This window comes from Streptomyces sp. NPDC049954, assembly GCF_040656295.1.
Classification (GTDB): Bacteria; Actinomycetota; Actinomycetes; order Streptomycetales; family Streptomycetaceae; genus Streptomyces.
On the sequence record NZ_JBFALS010000002.1, the window covers coordinates 236,579 to 253,359 of the forward strand.

At 72.9% G+C, this 16,781-nt stretch carries 14 protein-coding genes; 2 read left to right on the forward strand and 12 right to left on the reverse strand.

The features are described from left to right. Positions 1–137 precede the first annotated feature (137 nt). The 5 genes from AB0J21_RS04565 to AB0J21_RS04585 form a co-directional block, all read right to left on the reverse strand. Entirely contained in the window at positions 138–1,034 is an 897-nt protein-coding gene (locus AB0J21_RS04565) for a helix-turn-helix transcriptional regulator (protein ID WP_363144321.1), read from the reverse strand. Positions 1,035–1,093: 59 nt separating this feature from the next. Beyond that, a complete protein-coding gene (locus AB0J21_RS04570) occupies positions 1,094–1,942 on the reverse strand; it encodes an oxidoreductase (RefSeq protein ID WP_363144322.1) in 849 nt (282 codons plus the stop codon). 157 nt (positions 1,943–2,099) lie between these two features. Then, positions 2,100–3,521 (reverse strand): aldehyde dehydrogenase family protein, encoded by a 1,422-nt coding sequence (locus AB0J21_RS04575; protein ID WP_363144323.1) that lies wholly within the window; start codon positions 3,519–3,521, stop codon positions 2,100–2,102. A 281-nt stretch (positions 3,522–3,802) separates the two neighbouring features. Next, positions 3,803–4,642: a helix-turn-helix transcriptional regulator gene (locus AB0J21_RS04580; protein ID WP_363144324.1), complete on the reverse strand. Its 840-nt coding sequence runs from the start codon at positions 4,640–4,642 to the stop codon at positions 3,803–3,805. Between the two features lie 112 nt (positions 4,643–4,754). Then, positions 4,755–5,558: an SDR family oxidoreductase gene (locus AB0J21_RS04585; RefSeq protein WP_363144325.1), complete on the reverse strand. Its 804-nt coding sequence runs from the start codon at positions 5,556–5,558 to the stop codon at positions 4,755–4,757. 398 nt (positions 5,559–5,956) lie between these two features. Here AB0J21_RS04585 and AB0J21_RS04590 point away from each other — a divergent pair, with 398 nt between their 5' ends. Continuing rightward, entirely contained in the window at positions 5,957–6,697 is a 741-nt protein-coding gene (locus AB0J21_RS04590; RefSeq protein ID WP_363144326.1) for an ATP-binding cassette domain-containing protein, read from the forward strand. Between the two features lie 27 nt (positions 6,698–6,724). On the opposite strand, the gene AB0J21_RS04595 is transcribed toward AB0J21_RS04590, so the two are convergent. The 3 genes from AB0J21_RS04595 to AB0J21_RS04605 form a co-directional block, all read right to left on the reverse strand. Next, positions 6,725–6,964: a hypothetical protein gene (locus AB0J21_RS04595; protein ID WP_363144327.1), complete on the reverse strand. Its 240-nt coding sequence runs from the start codon at positions 6,962–6,964 to the stop codon at positions 6,725–6,727. Positions 6,965–7,150: 186 nt separating this feature from the next. After that, positions 7,151–8,305 (reverse strand): hypothetical protein, encoded by a 1,155-nt coding sequence (locus AB0J21_RS04600; RefSeq protein ID WP_363144328.1) that lies wholly within the window; start codon positions 8,303–8,305, stop codon positions 7,151–7,153. Between the two features lie 367 nt (positions 8,306–8,672). Further along, positions 8,673–9,878: a WYL domain-containing protein gene (locus AB0J21_RS04605; RefSeq protein WP_363144329.1), complete on the reverse strand. Its 1,206-nt coding sequence runs from the start codon at positions 9,876–9,878 to the stop codon at positions 8,673–8,675. 159 nt (positions 9,879–10,037) lie between these two features. Here AB0J21_RS04605 and AB0J21_RS04610 point away from each other — a divergent pair, with 159 nt between their 5' ends. Beyond that, on the forward strand, positions 10,038–10,889 hold the full coding sequence (locus AB0J21_RS04610; protein ID WP_363144330.1) for an NAD(P)H-binding protein: 852 nt from the start codon (positions 10,038–10,040) through the stop codon (positions 10,887–10,889). Positions 10,890–11,070: 181 nt separating this feature from the next. Here the strand turns inward: AB0J21_RS04610 and AB0J21_RS04615 are convergent, their stop codons facing one another. From AB0J21_RS04615 to murQ, 4 genes are all read right to left on the reverse strand, one after another. Next, entirely contained in the window at positions 11,071–12,369 is a 1,299-nt protein-coding gene (locus tag AB0J21_RS04615) for a glutamine synthetase family protein (RefSeq protein ID WP_363144331.1), read from the reverse strand. 305 nt (positions 12,370–12,674) lie between these two features. Continuing rightward, positions 12,675–13,301, reverse strand: a complete 627-nt coding sequence (locus AB0J21_RS04620; protein ID WP_363144332.1) for an acetate uptake transporter — start codon at positions 13,299–13,301, stop codon at positions 12,675–12,677. A 352-nt stretch (positions 13,302–13,653) separates the two neighbouring features. Further along, the gene (locus AB0J21_RS04625) at positions 13,654–15,597 is read right to left on the reverse strand and encodes a PTS transporter subunit EIIC (protein WP_363144333.1); all 1,944 of its coding nucleotides are present in this window, start codon (positions 15,595–15,597) and stop codon (positions 13,654–13,656) included. Positions 15,598–15,649: 52 nt separating this feature from the next. Then, positions 15,650–16,705: an N-acetylmuramic acid 6-phosphate etherase gene (gene murQ / locus AB0J21_RS04630; protein ID WP_363144334.1), complete on the reverse strand. Its 1,056-nt coding sequence runs from the start codon at positions 16,703–16,705 to the stop codon at positions 15,650–15,652. Positions 16,706–16,781 lie beyond the last annotated feature (76 nt).

Below are 16,781 nucleotides of genomic sequence, written 5' to 3' on the forward strand. Positions count from 1 at the left end.
CCTATTCTCCCGGGGCGTCGCGCGCCCTGCGCTCTAGGTGTTTGGGTTTACGGGCACGTACCGCTCGCCGCAGTGGGGGGTGTCCAATTTTTTCGTGGGGGCCACCGCCCTCGGGCGTTTCCGGGGACGCGCCGGGCTCAGGTCGCGGCCTCCGCCGCGTCCGCCGCGTCCGTGATCAGTCCGGAGTCCGCCGTGGCGCTGCGGCCGGTGCCCGCCCAGCTGTCGAGGAAGGCGAGGGCCTGTGCCGAGGTGCTGTCCGGCTGCGCCGTGTAGACGAGCAGGCTCTGGTCCGGCTCCCCGCGTACGTCCAGGACCTGGAAGTCGAGGCTGAGCGGCCCCACCCGGGGGTGCAGGAACTCCTTGCGGCCCTCGCGTTGCGCGCGCACCTGGTAACCGGACCACAGTCGGCGGAAGTCGGCGTCCTTCATCGACAACTCGCCGACGAGCCGGGCGAGCCCGGGATCGTCCGGGTAGCGTCCCGCGTCCATCCGCAGGTAGGAGACGCACTCCTGGGCGACCTTCGCCCACTGCGCGTAGCGGCCGCGGACGTCCGGGTCGAGGAAGGCCAGCCACACGTGGTTGCGGCGGTGCGGCGCCAGCGCGCCGAAGTCGGTGAACAGGGCGGCGCCCAGCCCGTTCCACGCGAGGACGTCCATGCGCCGCCCCAGCACGAGGGCGGGCACCCCCGACAGGCTGTCCAGCAGCCGCCGGGTGGCGGGCGCCACACGCGGCCCCGAGGCCGCCCGCGCGGCGCGCGGAGGGGACTTCGCCTCCGCCGCGCACCGCAGCAGGTACTCCTCCTCGTCGGGCCGCAGTCCCAGGGCGCGCGCGAGGGCGGTGAGCACCTCGGGGGAGGCCGAGGCGACCCGGCCCTGTTCGAGACGGACGACGTAGTCCACGCTCACCCCGGCCAGCGCGGCGACCTCCTCGCGGCGCAGTCCCGGCACCCTGCGGTAGCCCGAGACCGGGAGCCCCGCGTCCTCGGCGCTCACCCGGGCCCGGCACGAGCGCAGGTACGCCCCCAGTTCCGTCATGGTCAAGCTCCTTGCTCGGTGGGCGGTGCCCCTGGGATCCGGTAGGGCCTCGTGCGGCCCTATACGGCGGCCTTGACGTCGTCGTGGTCGGTGGACAGCGCCAGTTCGCGCCAGGCCTCGGACTCGGCGCGCACCCGCGTGAGGGTCGCGTCCAGTTCCGCCAGGCAGTCGCTGCCGAACTGGGCACGCAGCGGCGGCCGACCGGCGTCGGCGAGGGCGAGGACGGCCGTCGCGGCCTTGACGGGGTCGCCGGGCTGCGCGTGGTTGAGACCGGGGACCGCGCCGCGCACGGCTCCGGCTGTCGAGGCGTAGTCCTCGATGACCCGCCCCTCGGTGTGCAGGCTACTGGAGTCGAGGAAGTCGGTGCGGAAGTAGCCGGGCTCGACGATGGTGACGTCGATCCCCAGCGGGGCCAGTTCCTCCCGCATGGCCTCCGAGATGCCCTCGACCGCGAACTTGGTCGAGCAGTAGATGCCGAACCCGGCCGAGCTGTGGAAACCGCCGAGCGAACTGAAGTTGAGGACGCGCCCCGAGCGCTGCCGGCGCATGACCGGCAGAACGGCCCGGCTGACGTTGAGCAGCCCGAAGACGTTGGCGTCGTAGACGGCGCGGACGGCGGCGTCCGAGGACTCCTCGACGGCGCCGAGCAGCCCGCGCCCCGCGTTGTTGACCAGGACGTCGACGGTGCCGAACCGTGCCACGGCGGCGGCCACGGCGGTGTGCGCCTGCTCCTCGTCGGTGATGTCGAGAGGGAGCGCGAGCAGCTGCTCCGGATGTCCGGGCAGCTCCTTCTCGACGGCTTCCGGGCGGCGGGCGGTGGCCACGACGTCGTCGCCGCGCTCCAGGGCCTGGCGGGCGATCTCCAGGCCGAATCCACGGGACGCGCCCGTGATGAACCACGTGGTCATGCTGACTCCTGGGAAGGAAGTGGGGAAGGGAAGCAGGGAAGGGAAGCGGGGGCAGTGGTCTCACTGTCGCCGGGGCGGGCGCGGTCATCCAGGGAAAGAAACGCACAGGAAGCCGGGCCGGGCGACCCCGGTGCGGTGGAGGAGTGTGGAGGGGCGGTCAGCCGCCGACGACGACCTTCGTCTCCAGGTACTCGGCGACGCCGTCGCGGCCGAACTCGCGGCCGTTGCCGGACTGCTTGTAGCCGCCCCACGGGGCCGTCCAGTCGAACTCGGCGTCGTTGATGAGGAGGTAGCCCGCCCGGATGCGCGAGGCGATCTCGTTTGCCCGCCCGACGTCCTCGCCGGTGACGTAGGCGGCGAGCCCGAAGGGCGTGTCGTTGGCGATCTCGACGGCCTCCTCGACGGTGTCGTAGGCGATGACCGACATGACGGGGCCGAAGATCTCCTCGCGGGCGATGGCCATGTCGTTGCTGACGTCGGCGAACACGGTCGGCTTCACGAAGTGGCCCGCCTCCAGACCCTCCGGCCTGCCGAGCCCGCCGGTCACCAGACGTGCCCCGGCGTCGATGCCCTGCTGGATGTAGCCCTGGACGATGTCCCACTGCTCGGCCGAGATCAGCGGTCCCATGTCCGTCCCGGGGGAACGCGGGTCGCCCACCTCCAACGCCTCCAGGGACGGCACCAGGACGGACAGGAACTCCTCCAGGCGGTCCCGGGGCACCAGTGTGCGGCTGGGCGCGCTGCACAGCTGACCGGTGACCGCCATCATCCAGGCGTGCACCGTTTGCACGGCGGTGGCGAGATCGGCGTCCGGCAGCAGGATGTGCGGGGACTTGCCGCCCAGCTCCGTGTTCACGCGCTTCATGGTGGGGGCCGCCGCGACCGTGACCGCCTCGGCCGCCGCGAGGGAGCCGGTGAAGGAGACGATGCCCACCGCCGGGTGCGAACTGAGCACCTTGCCGATGACCGAGCCCCGGCCGTTGACCAGGTTGAACACCCCGGCGGGTACCCCTGCGGCCTCCAGGATCTCGGCGAGGATCACCGCCGAGTACGGCGTCAGGCCGGCCGGTTTGAGGACCACGGTGCAGCCGGCCGCGAGAGCCGAGACGATCTTGCCCGTCGCCTGGAGCACCGGGAAGTTCCACGGGGTGATGAGCGCCGCGACCCCCAGCGGCTCCTTACGGATCACGGCGGCGCCGCGCCGCTCGCTGAACTCGAACTCCTTGAGCACCTCGATCGCGGTGGCGATCTGCACCCGGCCGGTGGGAACGTGCGCCCCGCGCGCCAGGGACAGGGGCGCCCCCAGTTCCGTGGTCACCGCCTGGGCGAGGTCCTCGGCCCGCCGGTCGAACTCGGCGAGGACCCGCTCCAGGAGCGCGACGCGCTCCTCGGGGGTGGTGAGGGAGAAGGAGGCGAAGGCCCGCTCGGCGGCGGCGATCGCCAGTTCGGCGTCCGCCGCGCCGCCCTGGGCGACGCGGCCGGTGACCTCGCCGGTCGCGGGGTCGGTCAGCTCCAGGACGGAAGCCTCGACCGGCGCGCGCCAGACGCCGTCGATGTACAGGTGCTTGTGCTCACGCATGAGGGATCTGCTCTCGGTAACGGGGCGGGGCCGGCCGGAAGTCGCTCTCCCGGCTCCGTGCCCCTGCTCTTCCCTCATCCTCGGAGCGCGCGCCGAAGTCATCCAGGCACGGACTTTCCCATGAACCCGGACCCGGCCCTGAGGCCGGACGGCGCACAACCGTCGGTGCGCTCGTAGGCGTGGGACGGAGATCGAGGCGATCGTGCCGGCGAGGCCGTCCGGCCCGGCGCGGCACGCTTCCCCCGGCCTGCCGCACTTCCGTCCCGGCGGACGTACGCCTCTCAGCTTCCCGGAGCGCGTACGCCGAGGACGTTGAGGAGCTGGAGCTTCTCGTGGCTCTCCGTGCCGGGGGTCGCGGTGTAGACGAGGAGGGCCTGCGCCTGCTCCGGGTCCACCAGCTTCTGGCAGTGCAGTTCGAGGACCCCGAGATCGGGGTGGACGATGCGCTTGGGCTCGTTGCGCGGCAGGCTCACCTCGTGGACCGCCCACAGCGCGGCGAACTCCGCGCTGCCCTCGCGGAGCAGTTCGGCGATCCGCTCGGCCCGCCCGCCCCTGCCCTGCCGGGAGGACGCGGCGCGCAGCTCCGAGGTGAAGAAGCGGCTGTGCCGCTCGTGGTCCTGCTCCGGGTACAGCAGGCGCGTCGCCGGATCGGTGAACCAGCGGTACACGAGGCTGCGTTCCAGCCCGGTGAAACGGGTCTCGTCGCCCAGCAGGGCCGCCGCGGGACGCGTCTGCGTCAGGGTCTCCGCGAGGTCCGTCACGACCTGGGCCGGGGTGTCCTCCAGCCGGTCCAGGATCCGCATCAGCCCCGGCGTGATGTGGTCGCCGCGCAGCGTACGGCTCGGGGTGTTGTGCCCGGCCAGCCGGAACAGGTGGTCGCGTTCGTCCAGGGACAGATGCAGGCCGCGCGCGATCGACGCGAGCATCGGCTCCGAGGGCTGCGGCCCGCGCCGCTGCTCGATCCGGCTGTAGTAGTCGGCGGACATCCCGCACAGCGAGGCGACCTCCTCGCGTCGCAGCCCCGCCGTACGCCGGCGCGGCCCGCGGGGCAGGCCCACGTCCTCGGGTTGCAGGGCCTCACGGCGCGTGCGGAGGAAATCCGCGAGTTGGGCTCGGTCCACGGCTCCAGTCTCCTCTCCCTCACGTCGGCCTGCGTACGGGGCGGGGCGCCCGGTTCGGGCCGGCCCGTCGTGGGCCCCGTCCCCGTACCCGGCCGGCGACTCGGGCGCGTACTCAGAGCAGCATGCCGCCCGAGGCCTCGATCCGCTGGCCGGTGATCCAGCCCGTGCCCTCGGCGAGCAGCGCCGCGACGGCCGCCCCGATGTCCTCGGGGTCGCCGACGTGGCCCATCGCGGTGACCGCTCCGAGCTGCGCGCGCACCTGCTCGTCGTCGCGCAGCCCGCCGCCGCCGAAGTCGGTGGCCGTCGCGCCCGGCGCGATCGCGTTGACCGCGATGCCGCGCGGGCCCAGCTCCTTCGCGAGATAGCGGGTCAGGACCTCGACCGCACCCTTCATCGAGGCGTACGGCGCCGCGTTCTCGCCGGTGAAACGCGTCAGCCCGGTCGAGAAGTTGAGGACGCGGCCACCGTCCTTGATCAGGGGCAGCAGCCGCTGCGTCAGGAAGTACGGGCCCTTGAAGTGGACCTGGTACATCAGGTCCACCTGCTCCTCGGTGGTCTCCGCGACGGAGGCCATCGCCGCGGAACCGGCGTTGTTGACCAGGAAGTCGAAGTCGTCCCTGCCCCAGTGCTCGCGCAGCGCCGCCCGTACGTCCTCGGCGAAGGCCGGGAACGCGGACAGCTCCGTCGTGTCCAGGCGGAACGCGACCGCCGTACGGCCCAGCCCCCGCGCGTGCGCGAGGACCTCCTCCGCCTCCTCGGCGTGCGAGCGGTAGGTCAGGATCAGGTCCGTCCCCGCGGCTGCGAGGTGCTGTGCCGAGCGACGGCCCAGCCCCCGGTTCGCGCCGGTGATGAGCGCGATCCTCCCGGAGGGGGCGGTGGTCCCGGGCGTGCGGTGGTCTGCGGTCTGCTCCGTCATGGTGGTGCTCCTCGTGGGTGGGGAAGGGGACAAGGGGAAGTGAGTAAGGGGGGAAGGAGACAAGAGGATGCGGAGGAGGTGTGGGAGGCGCCGGACGGCGCGCCTACGGGTTCTCCGGCTCACCCATGTCTCTTGCCTCCTCCGCCGCCGTCTCCTCTGCTGACGCCCTCTACGAGAGTCGCCCCGGGCGGTCCCCGGATGAAGGCCGCACCTGTCCAGGGACCGGCGATCCCCCTCTTTCGCCCTACCGCACGTCGGCTTCCCGGCGCTCCGTCCCCCGCGTCCGGGGCCAGGGAGGGGCGGGGCGTGCCGACCGATGATCTTCGCGTCACCCGCGCGGGTAGCGGAGGGGAAAATTCCGGTCCTCCGCCCCATGTTCTGGCGTACATTCCCGACTTGTGCCTTTTCACTTCGTCGAATGCAGCTTCCGTTACTGCCGTCGCGTCCCGGTGCTCAACCGGCTGAACCTGGAGTTCGGTTCCGGCAGCTGCGTGCTGCTCGGGCCGAACGGGGCGGGCAAGAGCACGCTGCTCGGTCTCGCCGCCTCCGCGCTCGTGCCGTGGTCGGGAGCGGTGCGGTTCCGGGGCCTGGACGCCTCGGACGGGCGCGACCGGGCCCAGTACCGGCGCAGCGTCGGCTGGCTGCCGGAGGAGACCCGGCCGGTCCCGGGACTGACCGTGCGTGAGCAGGTCGCCCAAGCGGGCCGCCTGAAGGGGCTCACGAGGGCCGAGTCCTGGGACGGTGCGCCGCGCGCGCTCGCCCGGGTCGGCCTCGCCGGGCTGTCCGGGCACCGCACGCACCGGCTCGACGCGGAACAACTGCGTGGACTCGGCCTCGCCCAGGCCCTCGTCCACGGCGCCGAGGTCCTGCTGATCGACGAGCCCGCCGCAGGCCTGAGCCCCTGCCAGCGCGAGCGTTTCGCCGGACTGCTCGCCGGGCTCGGCACCGAACTCCCCGTGATCGTCTCCACCGAACGGCCCGAGGACGTACGGGGGACCGTCGCGCTCTACGACGAGGTCGTCGTCCTCGATGCCGGACTGCCCCGGTACCAGGGCCGGGCGGACGACTACTGGGCCTCGCTGACGGCAACCGCCGCGTACGGCGGGAGGAGCGCGGGGCGCGAGGCGTACGAGGCGTGATCGCGGGCGCTGCCCGGTGTCACGGCCTCACCGGTGCCTCCGGTAGAGCACGCCGGTCACGACGGTCGGCACGGCGAAGCCGAGGGCCCAGCCGGCCTGGCGCTGATGGTCGGCGTTGCAGGAACTCGCGGTGGGACCGCCGGACTCTCCGGTGCCGAGAACGCTCCCACACCCGGAGCCACCCACCGGCCACATCAACAGGGCGAGGACGACGGCGAGCCCGACGAGTGCGGCCACACCCAGCAGGCGACGGGACGATGTGCGCATACGCAAAACGCTACGGCAGGGACCCGTCCGCCGGAAGAGGGGCCGGGCGTCGTTCGTGCGGAACGCAGCAGGTGGCGGCCGTGGCGGGCCGGGGATGGGCCGAGGGTGGGCCGGAGACGGGGTCGAGGTGTGCCGAGGACGGGTCGGGGTGTGCCGAGGACGGCTCCCCGTAACGGCTCTCAGTGGTCAGCGAGCGGATTCCTCAGCTCGGGTGGGCGAGGTGTCCGGGGTGTCCGGGGTGTCCAGGGTGTCCGGGGTGTCCGGGGTGTCCAGGGTGGTTGGTGGGTCCGGGGTGGGTGGGGCGGCGGCTGGAGTGGGCGAGACGTGGGAGGTCGACGAGGCGGACGAGATGTTCGAGGCGGACGAGGCGCCCGAGGCGGACGAGGCGTCCGCAAGGGACAGGGTTCCGGGACGGCTGGAAGGGCTGGACGGAGGGGTGGCCCCGCCCCGTCGTGCACGCCCGTGCCGTACGGCGGCGCCCCAGCCGAGCCCAGCTGTGACCACCACCGCCGTGAGCGTCCACGTCGCCCCGACGACCGGCCCCGGTACGAGGACGACCCGGCCCCCGCCCGGGTACTCGCACACCCGCTGCGGCGGGAACAACCGGTATCCCGTCCTCGCCGCCGGCCCGGCCAGCCCCGTACGGGACGCCCGGCACGCCTCGCTCCCCTCCGTGCCGGCGATCAGGTACCCGATGCCGCCCACCATCACCAGCGTCAGTCCCGAACTGACCACGACTGCCCGCAGCCGGCGCCCGGCGAGCGCGTTGCGGAAGCCCCACAGCTCGTGGGCCAGAGCGAGCACCCCGCACAGCAGCGCGAGGACCGCGGCCGCCCAGAAGACCGGAACCAGGAAACCCGCCGAGGACAAGGTCGTGCCGTCCACGAACGTGCACCGCTGGGACGGCGGCCACACGGTGTCCCACGTCCTGACCAACCCGCTGTTCCCCCGCAGCTCGGCGAGCCGGCATTCGCCTCCCTCCTCGGCCCAGAGCCTCGCGAGGCCCGCGAGCACCCACGAGACGACGCTCACCCCGAAGGCGATCCCGAAGACGCTCCACAGGCGGTTCGCGATCACTACCCGCAGACGGCGACCTGCCCACGGCTCGCCCCCTTCACCCCCGGTCCTGCCCTCTGCACGGCCCTTCTCGCCACGCCCGCCTGTCACGTCCCCCTCGCCTTCTCCGTCCCCCTCGCGTTCGCCTTCCCGTTCGTGTTCGTGTTCGCGTTCCCGCTCACGTTGCCGTTCGTCCCCGTAGCGCTCGTCCGCCGGGCGCTCCGCTCCGCGTTCCCGACCGGCGTACTCCGCGCCCCCACTGCCACTGCCCCCAGTGCTCCCCATGACCGGGAGCGTACGGGAGCCGCGTTAGGCAGGGCCGGCAGGGCGAGGGCCGTTCCCACTTCGACGTCCTGGTCGTCCATTCCGCGACCGAACTCACTTCGCTTTCCCGGCCCCTGACCGCGTAGCGCAAGAGATCCTGGGCCGCTTCAACGTGTTCGACGTCGACGCCCACAAGGGATCCGGTCGAGGGTCGTGGCGCCACACAGCCGAGTCAGTCCGTAGTGGGGCCGCGAGTTCACGCAGGTCACGGACGGTTGCCGTGGCGAGTGCGCGTCCGGCCGTCTTCCGCGCGACCCGGTACCCCAGCTCCGCCGGGCCCCGCCCCGTACACGAACCGGCTTCCTCAGCAGCGCTGTTGGGGCCGGACCTACGGCGTAGCGCCACGAGTCGTGGAGTCATCAGCCCTGGAGTCATCAGCCGTGGGGCCTTCAGCCGTGGGGCCTTCCGGCGTGGGGCCTTTCGGCGTAGGGCCTTCCGGAAAGGAGGCTGTGGGAGGTGGCTCCCGCTTGGAAAGGGCGCCCTCCACGCCCGGGAGGCCGTAGAGCGAGGCGAGTTCGGCGGCGATCCGGGCCAGCCGGTGCCGGGCCTCCGGAGGGTCCAGGACCTCGATTCGTCCTCCCAGACCGGCGAGCTGGGCCGCGAGCACCTCGGACGACGGCCCGTCCACCTCGACGGCGAGCCACCCGCTCGCCCGCTCGTCCGGTGGTGTTCCCGCCTCCGGTGAGGTCACGGCGCCCGGTATGGCCGTAGCCTGCGGTATCGCCGTGCCCTCCCGTATCGCCGTGTCCCGCCGTGGTGTGAGGACGCGCAGCCGGTCGCCGAACAGACGGCGCAGAACCGCCTCGGTGTCCGCAGCCGCGGTTGCCCGGACCGTCACCGCCCGCATCCGGTCCTCCATCCGCGCGGCGAGCGCACGCCACGTCGTCGCGAGGTCGAAGCCCTCCGGTCGTACGACGGGGTCGCCGGTCCGCGTCGCCGCCGTGATCCGGCTCAACCGGAAGACACGCATCCCGTGGTGCGTGTCCGCCACCAGGTAGTCGGCTCCCGCCTTCGACGCAAGACCGAGCGGATGGACCGTGCGCTCGGTCGCCGGCCGGCCTGGCCCCTGATACCCGATCCGTACCTGCACGCCCTCCACCACAGCGCGGCGCACCACGTCGAGTTGCGGAGCCTCGGCAGTGCTCGCGGTACGGGACCAGTCGTGCCCGTCGACGTGCCCGGCACGCGCCGCCGCCTCCGCGTCCTGACGCAAGGAGGCAGGGAGGGCCCGCACCAGTTTGCGCAGCGCCGTGCGCTGGTGCGCGGTCGAGGACAGCGGCCCCGCGAGGAGGAACAGCGCACGGATCTCGTCGGCGGTGAGCCCCGTCAGGTTCGTCCTCGCCCCGCCCACCAGTGACCAGCCGCCACCCCGTCCGCGCCGCGAGTAGACCGGCACCCCGGCCAGCGCGAGCGCCTCCAGGTCACGGCGTGCCGTGCGCGGCGACACGTCGAGTTCCGCGGCGACCTCGGCGACGGTCACCCGCCCACGGGTCTGCAGGAACAGCAGGGTCGCCACGAGGCGGTCGGCTCTCATGGGCCGATTCTCTTCCCGAACCCCTTCCTGGGACAGCGTGAAAGGCCTTTTCAGAACAGGCCAGGAGATGGCCAGTTCAGCTCGGAACATGAGGGCACCACCGAACGCAGCACCACCTGACTCAACCACCGAACGCACATCCCTCCAGAGGAGTCGGTCATGATCGTCATCACAGGGGCCACCGGAAACGTCGGGACCCCGCTCGTACGCGCTCTCGCAGCAGCCGGGGAGCGGCTGACCGCGGTTTCCCGGGGGGTGTCCCGCGTCCCCGAGCTGCCGGCCGGTGCCCGGCACACCACGGCCGACTTGACCCGGCCCGAGAGCCTGCGCCCCGCGTGCGAGGGCGCCGAGGCGCTGTTCCTGCACGACACCGGTGCCGGTGCGCGTCAGGTGGACCCGGCCGCCGTACTGGACGTGGCCAAGGCGGGGGGAGTGCGGCGGGTCGTCCTGCTGTCCTCGCAGGGCGTCGTGACGAGGCCACACTCCGCCTCACACGGGGGTACGGGCCGGACCATGGAGGAGACCGTGCGTGACTCCGGCATGGAGTGGACGATCCTGCGTCCCGGGGGCTTCGCCTCCAACGCCTACGCCTGGGCCGACTCCGTCCGCGCGGACCGAGTCGTCGCCGCTCCCTTCGCCGATGTGGGCCTGCCCGTCGTGGATCCCCTCGACATCGCCGAGGTCGCCGCGGCGGCTCTGCGCGGAGACGACGGGCACGACGGCGTGATCCACGAGCTGACAGGTCCCGCCCTCACCACGCCGAGGGAGCGGGCGGCGGCCATCGCCGAGGCGCTGGGCGAGCCCGTGCGCTTCGTGGAGCAGACTCCCGAGGAGGCGGGTGCCCAGATGCGCGCCTTCATGCCGGAGGACGTGGTGGAGACGACCCTCGCCATCCTCGGCCGGCCGACCCCGGCGGAGCTGCGTGTCAGCCCCGACGTGGCCCGCGTACTCGGCCGCCCGCCCCACCCTTTCTCGGCCTGGGCCGCCCGTAGCGTGGAGGCGTTTCGCTGAGGCGGGGGTCCTGGGACGAGGCCGGGAGCCGGGGCCGCGAGACAGCCGGACGCCGGACGCTGCCTGCCGTCTGCGACACCTGTGTGGGGCGGGGGCATGTGCCGCCGGTCCCGCGCGCCGTCGGCGGCCTCCCGGGGGTGGTCGGCGCGTTCGAAGGCCGGTCGTGCTCACCGGGGCTCCCTCAGTACCGGCGCCGTGTCGCGTTGGCGACCGACTGTGGGGACCAGCCGTCGAACAGCGCCGACTCGGCCTCGCGCACCGCGATCATCGCCTCGGACAGCGCCTCGCCCAGGGCCTCCCTCAGCACCGCCGACTTCCGGAAACGGGCCACGGCTTCGGGGAGGTTCTCGGGCAGCCGCGGGGGGCCGTCCGCCCGGCCCGCCGGGTCGCCCTGCGTGGCCTCGGGGAGGGCGGCTTTCGTGTCCATCCCGGCCAGGCCCGCCGCGATCACGGCACCCGCCACGAGGTATGGGCTGGCGGCCGCGTCGAAGCACTTCACTTCGGCGTTGGCCGACTGGGGACTGTCCTGCGGGCCCGGCACCAGTCGCAGCGCGGCTTCGCGGTTCTCCGGCCCCCAGCACTGGAACGCGCCCGTCCACCGCGAGGGGCCGAGCCGCAGGTAACTGGCCGGGCTCGGGGCGCCGATCGCCAGCAGGGCGGGCAACTCGTCGAGTACCCCGGCGAGGAACGACTCCGCCTCCGGGGCCAGCCCGCACACTCCGGAGCCCCCGCCGCACAGATTCCGCCCCTCGCGCCACAGGCTCAGGTGCACGTGACGCCCGTTGCCCACCTGCCCGGCGAGGACGGACGGCCCGAAGTTCGCCTCCCAGCCATGGCGTACCGTCACGGCGCGGACGATCTCCTGCACCAGGACCACGAGATCAGCCGCCCGGACCGGGTCCGCCGGGGCGACCGTCACCTCGAACTGCCCCGGCGCGTACTCCGGATGGATCTGGAGGACTTCGACGCCCGCGCTCTCCAGGGCCGCGAGGATCTCGCGCAGGTAGTCGCTCATCGGCGCAAGGCGCGTCATGCCGTACGCGTTGCCCTCGAACGGGGCCTGGGGTGGTGCCTCCTCATGGCCCCAGGAGGTGGGCCGTGTCACGACCCACTCCGTCTCGAAGCCCATCACCAGCTCGAAGCCCCGCTCCCGGGCCCGCTCCACCATGCGCCGCGCGAAGCCCCGGTGACAGGCGGCGTAGGGCTCCCCGGACTGCTCGAAGCGGTCGCCCGGGGCCCAGGCCCAGCCGGGCAGCGGTGGCAGGAGGGCGAGAGCGTCGAGATCGGGGACCATTCTCAGGTCGCCCTCCGGGCCGCCGATGCGCACACTCGACGTGAAGGAGTCGTCCACCAGGGCGACGTCGAAGACCGGGGAGAGTCCCACCCCGGCGTGAGCGGCCTCCGCCAGCCGCCGGGCCGGCACCCCCTTCACCCGTGTGATGCCCGCCGTGTCCACACAGGTCACGGCCACGCCCACCACGTCGGGCGGAAGCGGGCGCCGTGCGCCCTCCGCACCGGGCTCTCCCGCGGGGCGAACTGCCGGGCTCGCGGCCCGCGTCGCCGTGCCCGGTGCCCGGAACTCCGCGCCCGGCCCCCGAACCGCCGTGCCCGCGCCTCCCGTTACCTCTGCCGACATCATGACCGCCCCTTTCCTCGCCCTGCCCGAAGCCGCCGGCCACTCGCCGACAACACTGAGCTACCCCTTGGTCACGGAAAGTACACCTGCTCGGTTACTTTCCGTGATTATTTCTGGGGTGAGGGTGGTTCCCCCGGCGGCGGGCCGGATCAGCCCAGTGGCCAGGTCGGCACGATCTCCCGCTTCCACGTGCTGTTCGCGACGTGCGCGAAGGAGCCGTACCACGCGATGACGGCTGTGATCAGCCCGAACCAGCCGCCGGTCCTGTCGATGCCGGAGGAGCCGGTGAACGCGCCCGCGGCCAGGAGGGCGAAGGTGATCGTCAGCGCCACGAAGACCCCGACCACGACGCCGTTGGTCCGGAGGGCGGCGATCGTCATGTAGGCCGTGAAGATCGCCCAGGCCAGGAGGAACAGTCCGGTCGCCTTGTCCGCGTACGCCGGGTCCAGTTGGGGCGCGACCTTGCCGACGTACGCGGCGAACGCGAGCCAGAACGCCCCGTAGGAGGTGAAGGCGGTCGCCGAGAAGGTGTTGTTCCTGCGGAACTCCCACATGCCCGCGAGCAACTGGGCGAGACCGCCGTAGAAGAGCGCGAGCGGGAGTACCACCTTCTCGACCGAGTCGTCGAGCAGTCCGGCGTTGAAGACGCTCAGGACGAAGGTGGTGAGGGCGAAGGCCCCCAGTCCGAGGCCGCCCGGATCCGCCACGGCCGCCGGGGCGGTGGTCGGTCCGGCCGGTGACGGCTTGGCCGCTGCGGCGGTTTTGCTGGGTGTCACGTGCTTGTCCTCTCCGCGAAGTGCCGCACCGCGCGAAGGGACCGGGCTCGAAGGGGCGGGCGCCCCCAAGGCACCTCGCGGGGCGCGCGGGTGCCGGAGCAGAGGGGCGCGGCCGCTCGTGCGGGAGCGGGTACGCCGAGGGCACCCGAGACGGGTCCGTCGGGTACGGCGCCACCTGCCGCTTCGCGGGGGCCCGTTGCTTCGGTGCCCTTCATCCTGAACCGGTGGCATGACGCGGTCAAGATCCGGGAGCAACTATTCGTGTAGCCCGCAACTAGTGCCTCGGTGTACCTGGTTCGCCGAGGCGCCGGCCTGTGGACGGCCCGTGTCGGAGTGGTCGCGGGGCCGTTCCTCAGTCCTCGACCACGGCCTTGGGCGGCACGTCCGCGGGGAGGAGCGGGTCGCGGGCGGCGATCCCCCCGTGGGGCGTGGGGGGCTCGGGCGAGGGGCCCGGTGTGGCTGACGGGGCGCCCGCGCCGGTCCGGGCGGTCGAAGCAGCCGGTGCCGGAGCCGTCGCAGCGTTCGAGGACGGTGCGGGAGCGGTACCCGAGGACGGTGCGGGAGCGATACCCGAGGACGGTGCCGTGGTCGTGCCGTCCGAGCCGGCCACCACGACGGTGCCGGGTGCAGGGGCCCCGGCGTTCAGTTCGCTCAGCATTTGCTTGCTGAAGCCGAAGGCGTACGTCGCGGCGAAGCCCACCAGATAGCCGACGAGCAGTCCCATGCCGTAGACCGCGGCGGTGGCCCCCAGCCCCTTGTCGCCCGCGAGCAGCGGGAACAGCGCCCAGCCGGAGGGCCCGATGGCGGTCGAGCCGACCTTGGTCCCGAGCATCGAGAACAGGCCGACGCACGCACCGCCGGCCGCACCGCCCACGCACGCCGTGACGAACGGCCTGCCGAGCGGCAGCGACACGCCGTAGATGAGGGGTTCCCCGACCCCCAGCAGGCCGGCGGGCAGCGCCGACCTGATGGTCTTGCGGATCGAGCTGTTCCGCTTCAGCCGGACGTAGACCGCGACGGCGCAGCCGACCTGGCCGGCGCCCGCCATCGCCAGGATCGGCAGCAGCACCGTGTAGCCCTGGCTCTCGATGAGCGTCGTGTGGATGGGGATGAGCGCCTGGTGCAGCCCCAGCATCACGAGCGGAAGGAACAGACCGCCGAGCACGAGACCCGCGAGGGCGCCCGTGTGGTCGAGCAGCCAGTTCGCCCCCGTACCGATCCCGGACGCCACCTCACCGGCCACGTACATGAGGCCGAAGAGGGTCACCAGTCCGGACACGAGCACGGTGAGGGTCGGGGTCACGAGCACGTCCACCGTCTCCGGGACCACGCGACGGCACCACTTCTCCACGTACGTCGCCAGGATCGCCGCGGCCAGCGCACCCAGGACCCCGCCCTGGCCGGGGGCGAGTTTCGCGCCGAACACCTCGACGTTCGCGACGCCCGGGTAGACGATGATCGCCGCGACCGCCCCGCCCAGGATCGGCGTCCCCCCGAACTCCTTCGCCGTGTTGTAGCCGACGAACACCGCGATGAGCGCCATGAAGCCCGAGGCGATCGCGCCGAGCGCGGGCGTCACCCCGCCCAGCCAGCCCAGGTTGACCAGCAGACCACCCAGGCCCGCGATGATCCCGCAGCCGATCAGCGCGGGGATCAGCGGTACGAAGATGTCGGCGATCCGCCGCAGGAACAGCTTGACCGGGGTGCGGTTGCGCTCCTTCCGGCGCGCCCTCATCGCCTCGCCCTGAGCGGCCAGTTCCCCGGCGGTCGGAGCGGAACCCGGCGTTCCGCCGGTGCTCGCCGCAGTACCGGGTGCTCCCTCGGCGCCTGCCGCCGCACCGGATGCTCCCGCTCCCGCCGCCGCGGGGGCCACCGGACCGATCGCCCCGGCTTCCGCGGCGGCGTCGGCGGCCGCTCCGAGGCGCGCACCCGCCTCCCCGTTCTCCGCCTCATCCGCTGCATGACCCGCGTGACCGTGACCCGCGTGACCCGCGACACCGGGATTCGCCGCCGCCGGGCGGGTGTCCCCCTCCCCGCGTCCCTCGGTGACCAGCCTCTCGAACTCGGGTGTGATCCGGGCGACTTTCCCCGGGCCCAGGACGATCTGGTAGGTCTCGTCCTCGACGACGCCCAGGACGGCGGGGTGCGCCCTGAGCGTCTCCTCGCGGACCAGTGAGCGGTCCGTGAGGCCCAGCCGGAGCCGGGTCATGCAGTGGGTCACGGAGGTCACGTTGGCCGCGCCGCCCACCAGGGGGAGGAGTTCGGCCGCCGTCTCGCGGTTCTTGTTCTCAGCCATGGTGCGTGCTGCCTTGCTGTGCGGGGGTGGGGGGACCCGCGGCGGTCATGCCTCAGCCGGTGCGCGGGGCGGTCAGGGCCGCACGGAGGTGGCCCTTGGACTCGGTGAGCAGCCGGTCCGCCGTCGGACCGTCCACCTCGCCGAGAATCACGAGAATCGCGTTCTTGACCTCGCCGCCGGTCGCGGTGAGCGCCGCCTCGATCTCCGCGTCGTCCGCGCCGGTGGCGAGGGCGACGATGCGGCGGGAACGGGCCCGCAGCTTGTCGTTCGAGGCGCGGACGTCGACCATGAGGTTCCCGTAGGTCTTGCCCAGCCGGATCATGGTGATCGTCGAGATCATGTTGAGCACGAGCTTCTGGGCCGTGCCGGACTTCAGGCGCGTCGAGCCGGTGAGCAGTTCGGGGCCCACGACGACCTCGATGCCGTGGTCGGCGGCGGCGGCCAGGGCGCTGTCCGCGTTGCAGGACAGGCCCACGGTCAGCGCGCCGCGCACTCTCCGCGCGTGTTCGACGGCCCCGACCGCGTAGGGGGTACGGCCCGAGGCGGAGATGCCCACGACCGTGTCCTCGGCGGTGAGGTGCAGCGCGTCGAGGTCGGCGGCGGCCAGCTCCATGCTGTCCTCCGCGCCCTCGACGGCCGTGACCATCGCGCTCGGGCCCCCGGCGATGAGGCCCACGACGAGGTCGGGGGAGGTGTTGAAGGTCGGCGGGCACTCGCTCGCGTCGAGGATCCCGAGGCGTCCCGCGGTTCCCGCTCCCGCGTAGATCAGCCGGCCTCCGCGCGCCATCCGGGCGGCGATGCCGTCGATCGCGGCGGCGATCACCGGGACACAGGCGGCGACGGCCGCGGGGACCGTCGCGTCCTCCCCGTTCATGGTCCGGACGATCTCCTCGGTCGACAGCCGGTCGATCTCGGCCAGCTCCGGCCGGAACGCCTCGGTCGTGAGGTGGTCGAGCTGCACGCGCAGCTCGTCGTACCGACGGCCGTCCCCGGACACGTCGGCGGCTCGCGCGTCGTGCCCGGAAAGCGGCGGAAGGGACGAGAGGGAGGAGAGAGGGGTGCGGCTCTGGTCCTGCGGGGCCTGGTCGGTCGGCCCGGTGGTCGTCATCTGCGGCTGCTCCGCTGTGCTCAGGGTCGGGTGCTGTTCTTGCGGTACGTGGCTGTTCTTGCGGTACGTCAGGGCC

What these genes read in the sequence shown, in the direction of transcription:
- AB0J21_RS04565 (WP_363144321.1), bottom strand. Translation starts at nt 1,034, where the DNA reads ATGACGGAACTGGGGGCGTACCTGCGCTCGTGCCGGGCCCGGGTGAGC.
- AB0J21_RS04570 (WP_363144322.1), bottom strand. Translation starts at nt 1,942, where the DNA reads ATGACCACGTGGTTCATCACGGGCGCGTCCCGTGGATTCGGCCTGGAG.
- AB0J21_RS04575 (WP_363144323.1), bottom strand. Translation starts at nt 3,521, where the DNA reads ATGCGTGAGCACAAGCACCTGTACATCGACGGCGTCTGGCGCGCGCCG.
- AB0J21_RS04585 (WP_363144325.1), bottom strand. Translation starts at nt 5,558, where the DNA reads ATGACGGAGCAGACCGCAGACCACCGCACGCCCGGGACCACCGCCCCC.
- AB0J21_RS04595 (WP_363144327.1), bottom strand. Translation starts at nt 6,964, where the DNA reads ATGCGCACATCGTCCCGTCGCCTGCTGGGTGTGGCCGCACTCGTCGGG.
- AB0J21_RS04600 (WP_363144328.1), bottom strand. Translation starts at nt 8,305, where the DNA reads ATGGGGAGCACTGGGGGCAGTGGCAGTGGGGGCGCGGAGTACGCCGGT.
- AB0J21_RS04605 (WP_363144329.1), bottom strand. Translation starts at nt 9,878, where the DNA reads ATGAGAGCCGACCGCCTCGTGGCGACCCTGCTGTTCCTGCAGACCCGT.
- AB0J21_RS04610 (WP_363144330.1), top strand. Translation starts at nt 10,038, where the DNA reads ATGATCGTCATCACAGGGGCCACCGGAAACGTCGGGACCCCGCTCGTA.
- AB0J21_RS04625 (WP_363144333.1), bottom strand. Translation starts at nt 15,597, where the DNA reads ATGGCTGAGAACAAGAACCGCGAGACGGCGGCCGAACTCCTCCCCCTG.
- murQ (WP_363144334.1), bottom strand. Translation starts at nt 16,705, where the DNA reads ATGACGACCACCGGGCCGACCGACCAGGCCCCGCAGGACCAGAGCCGC.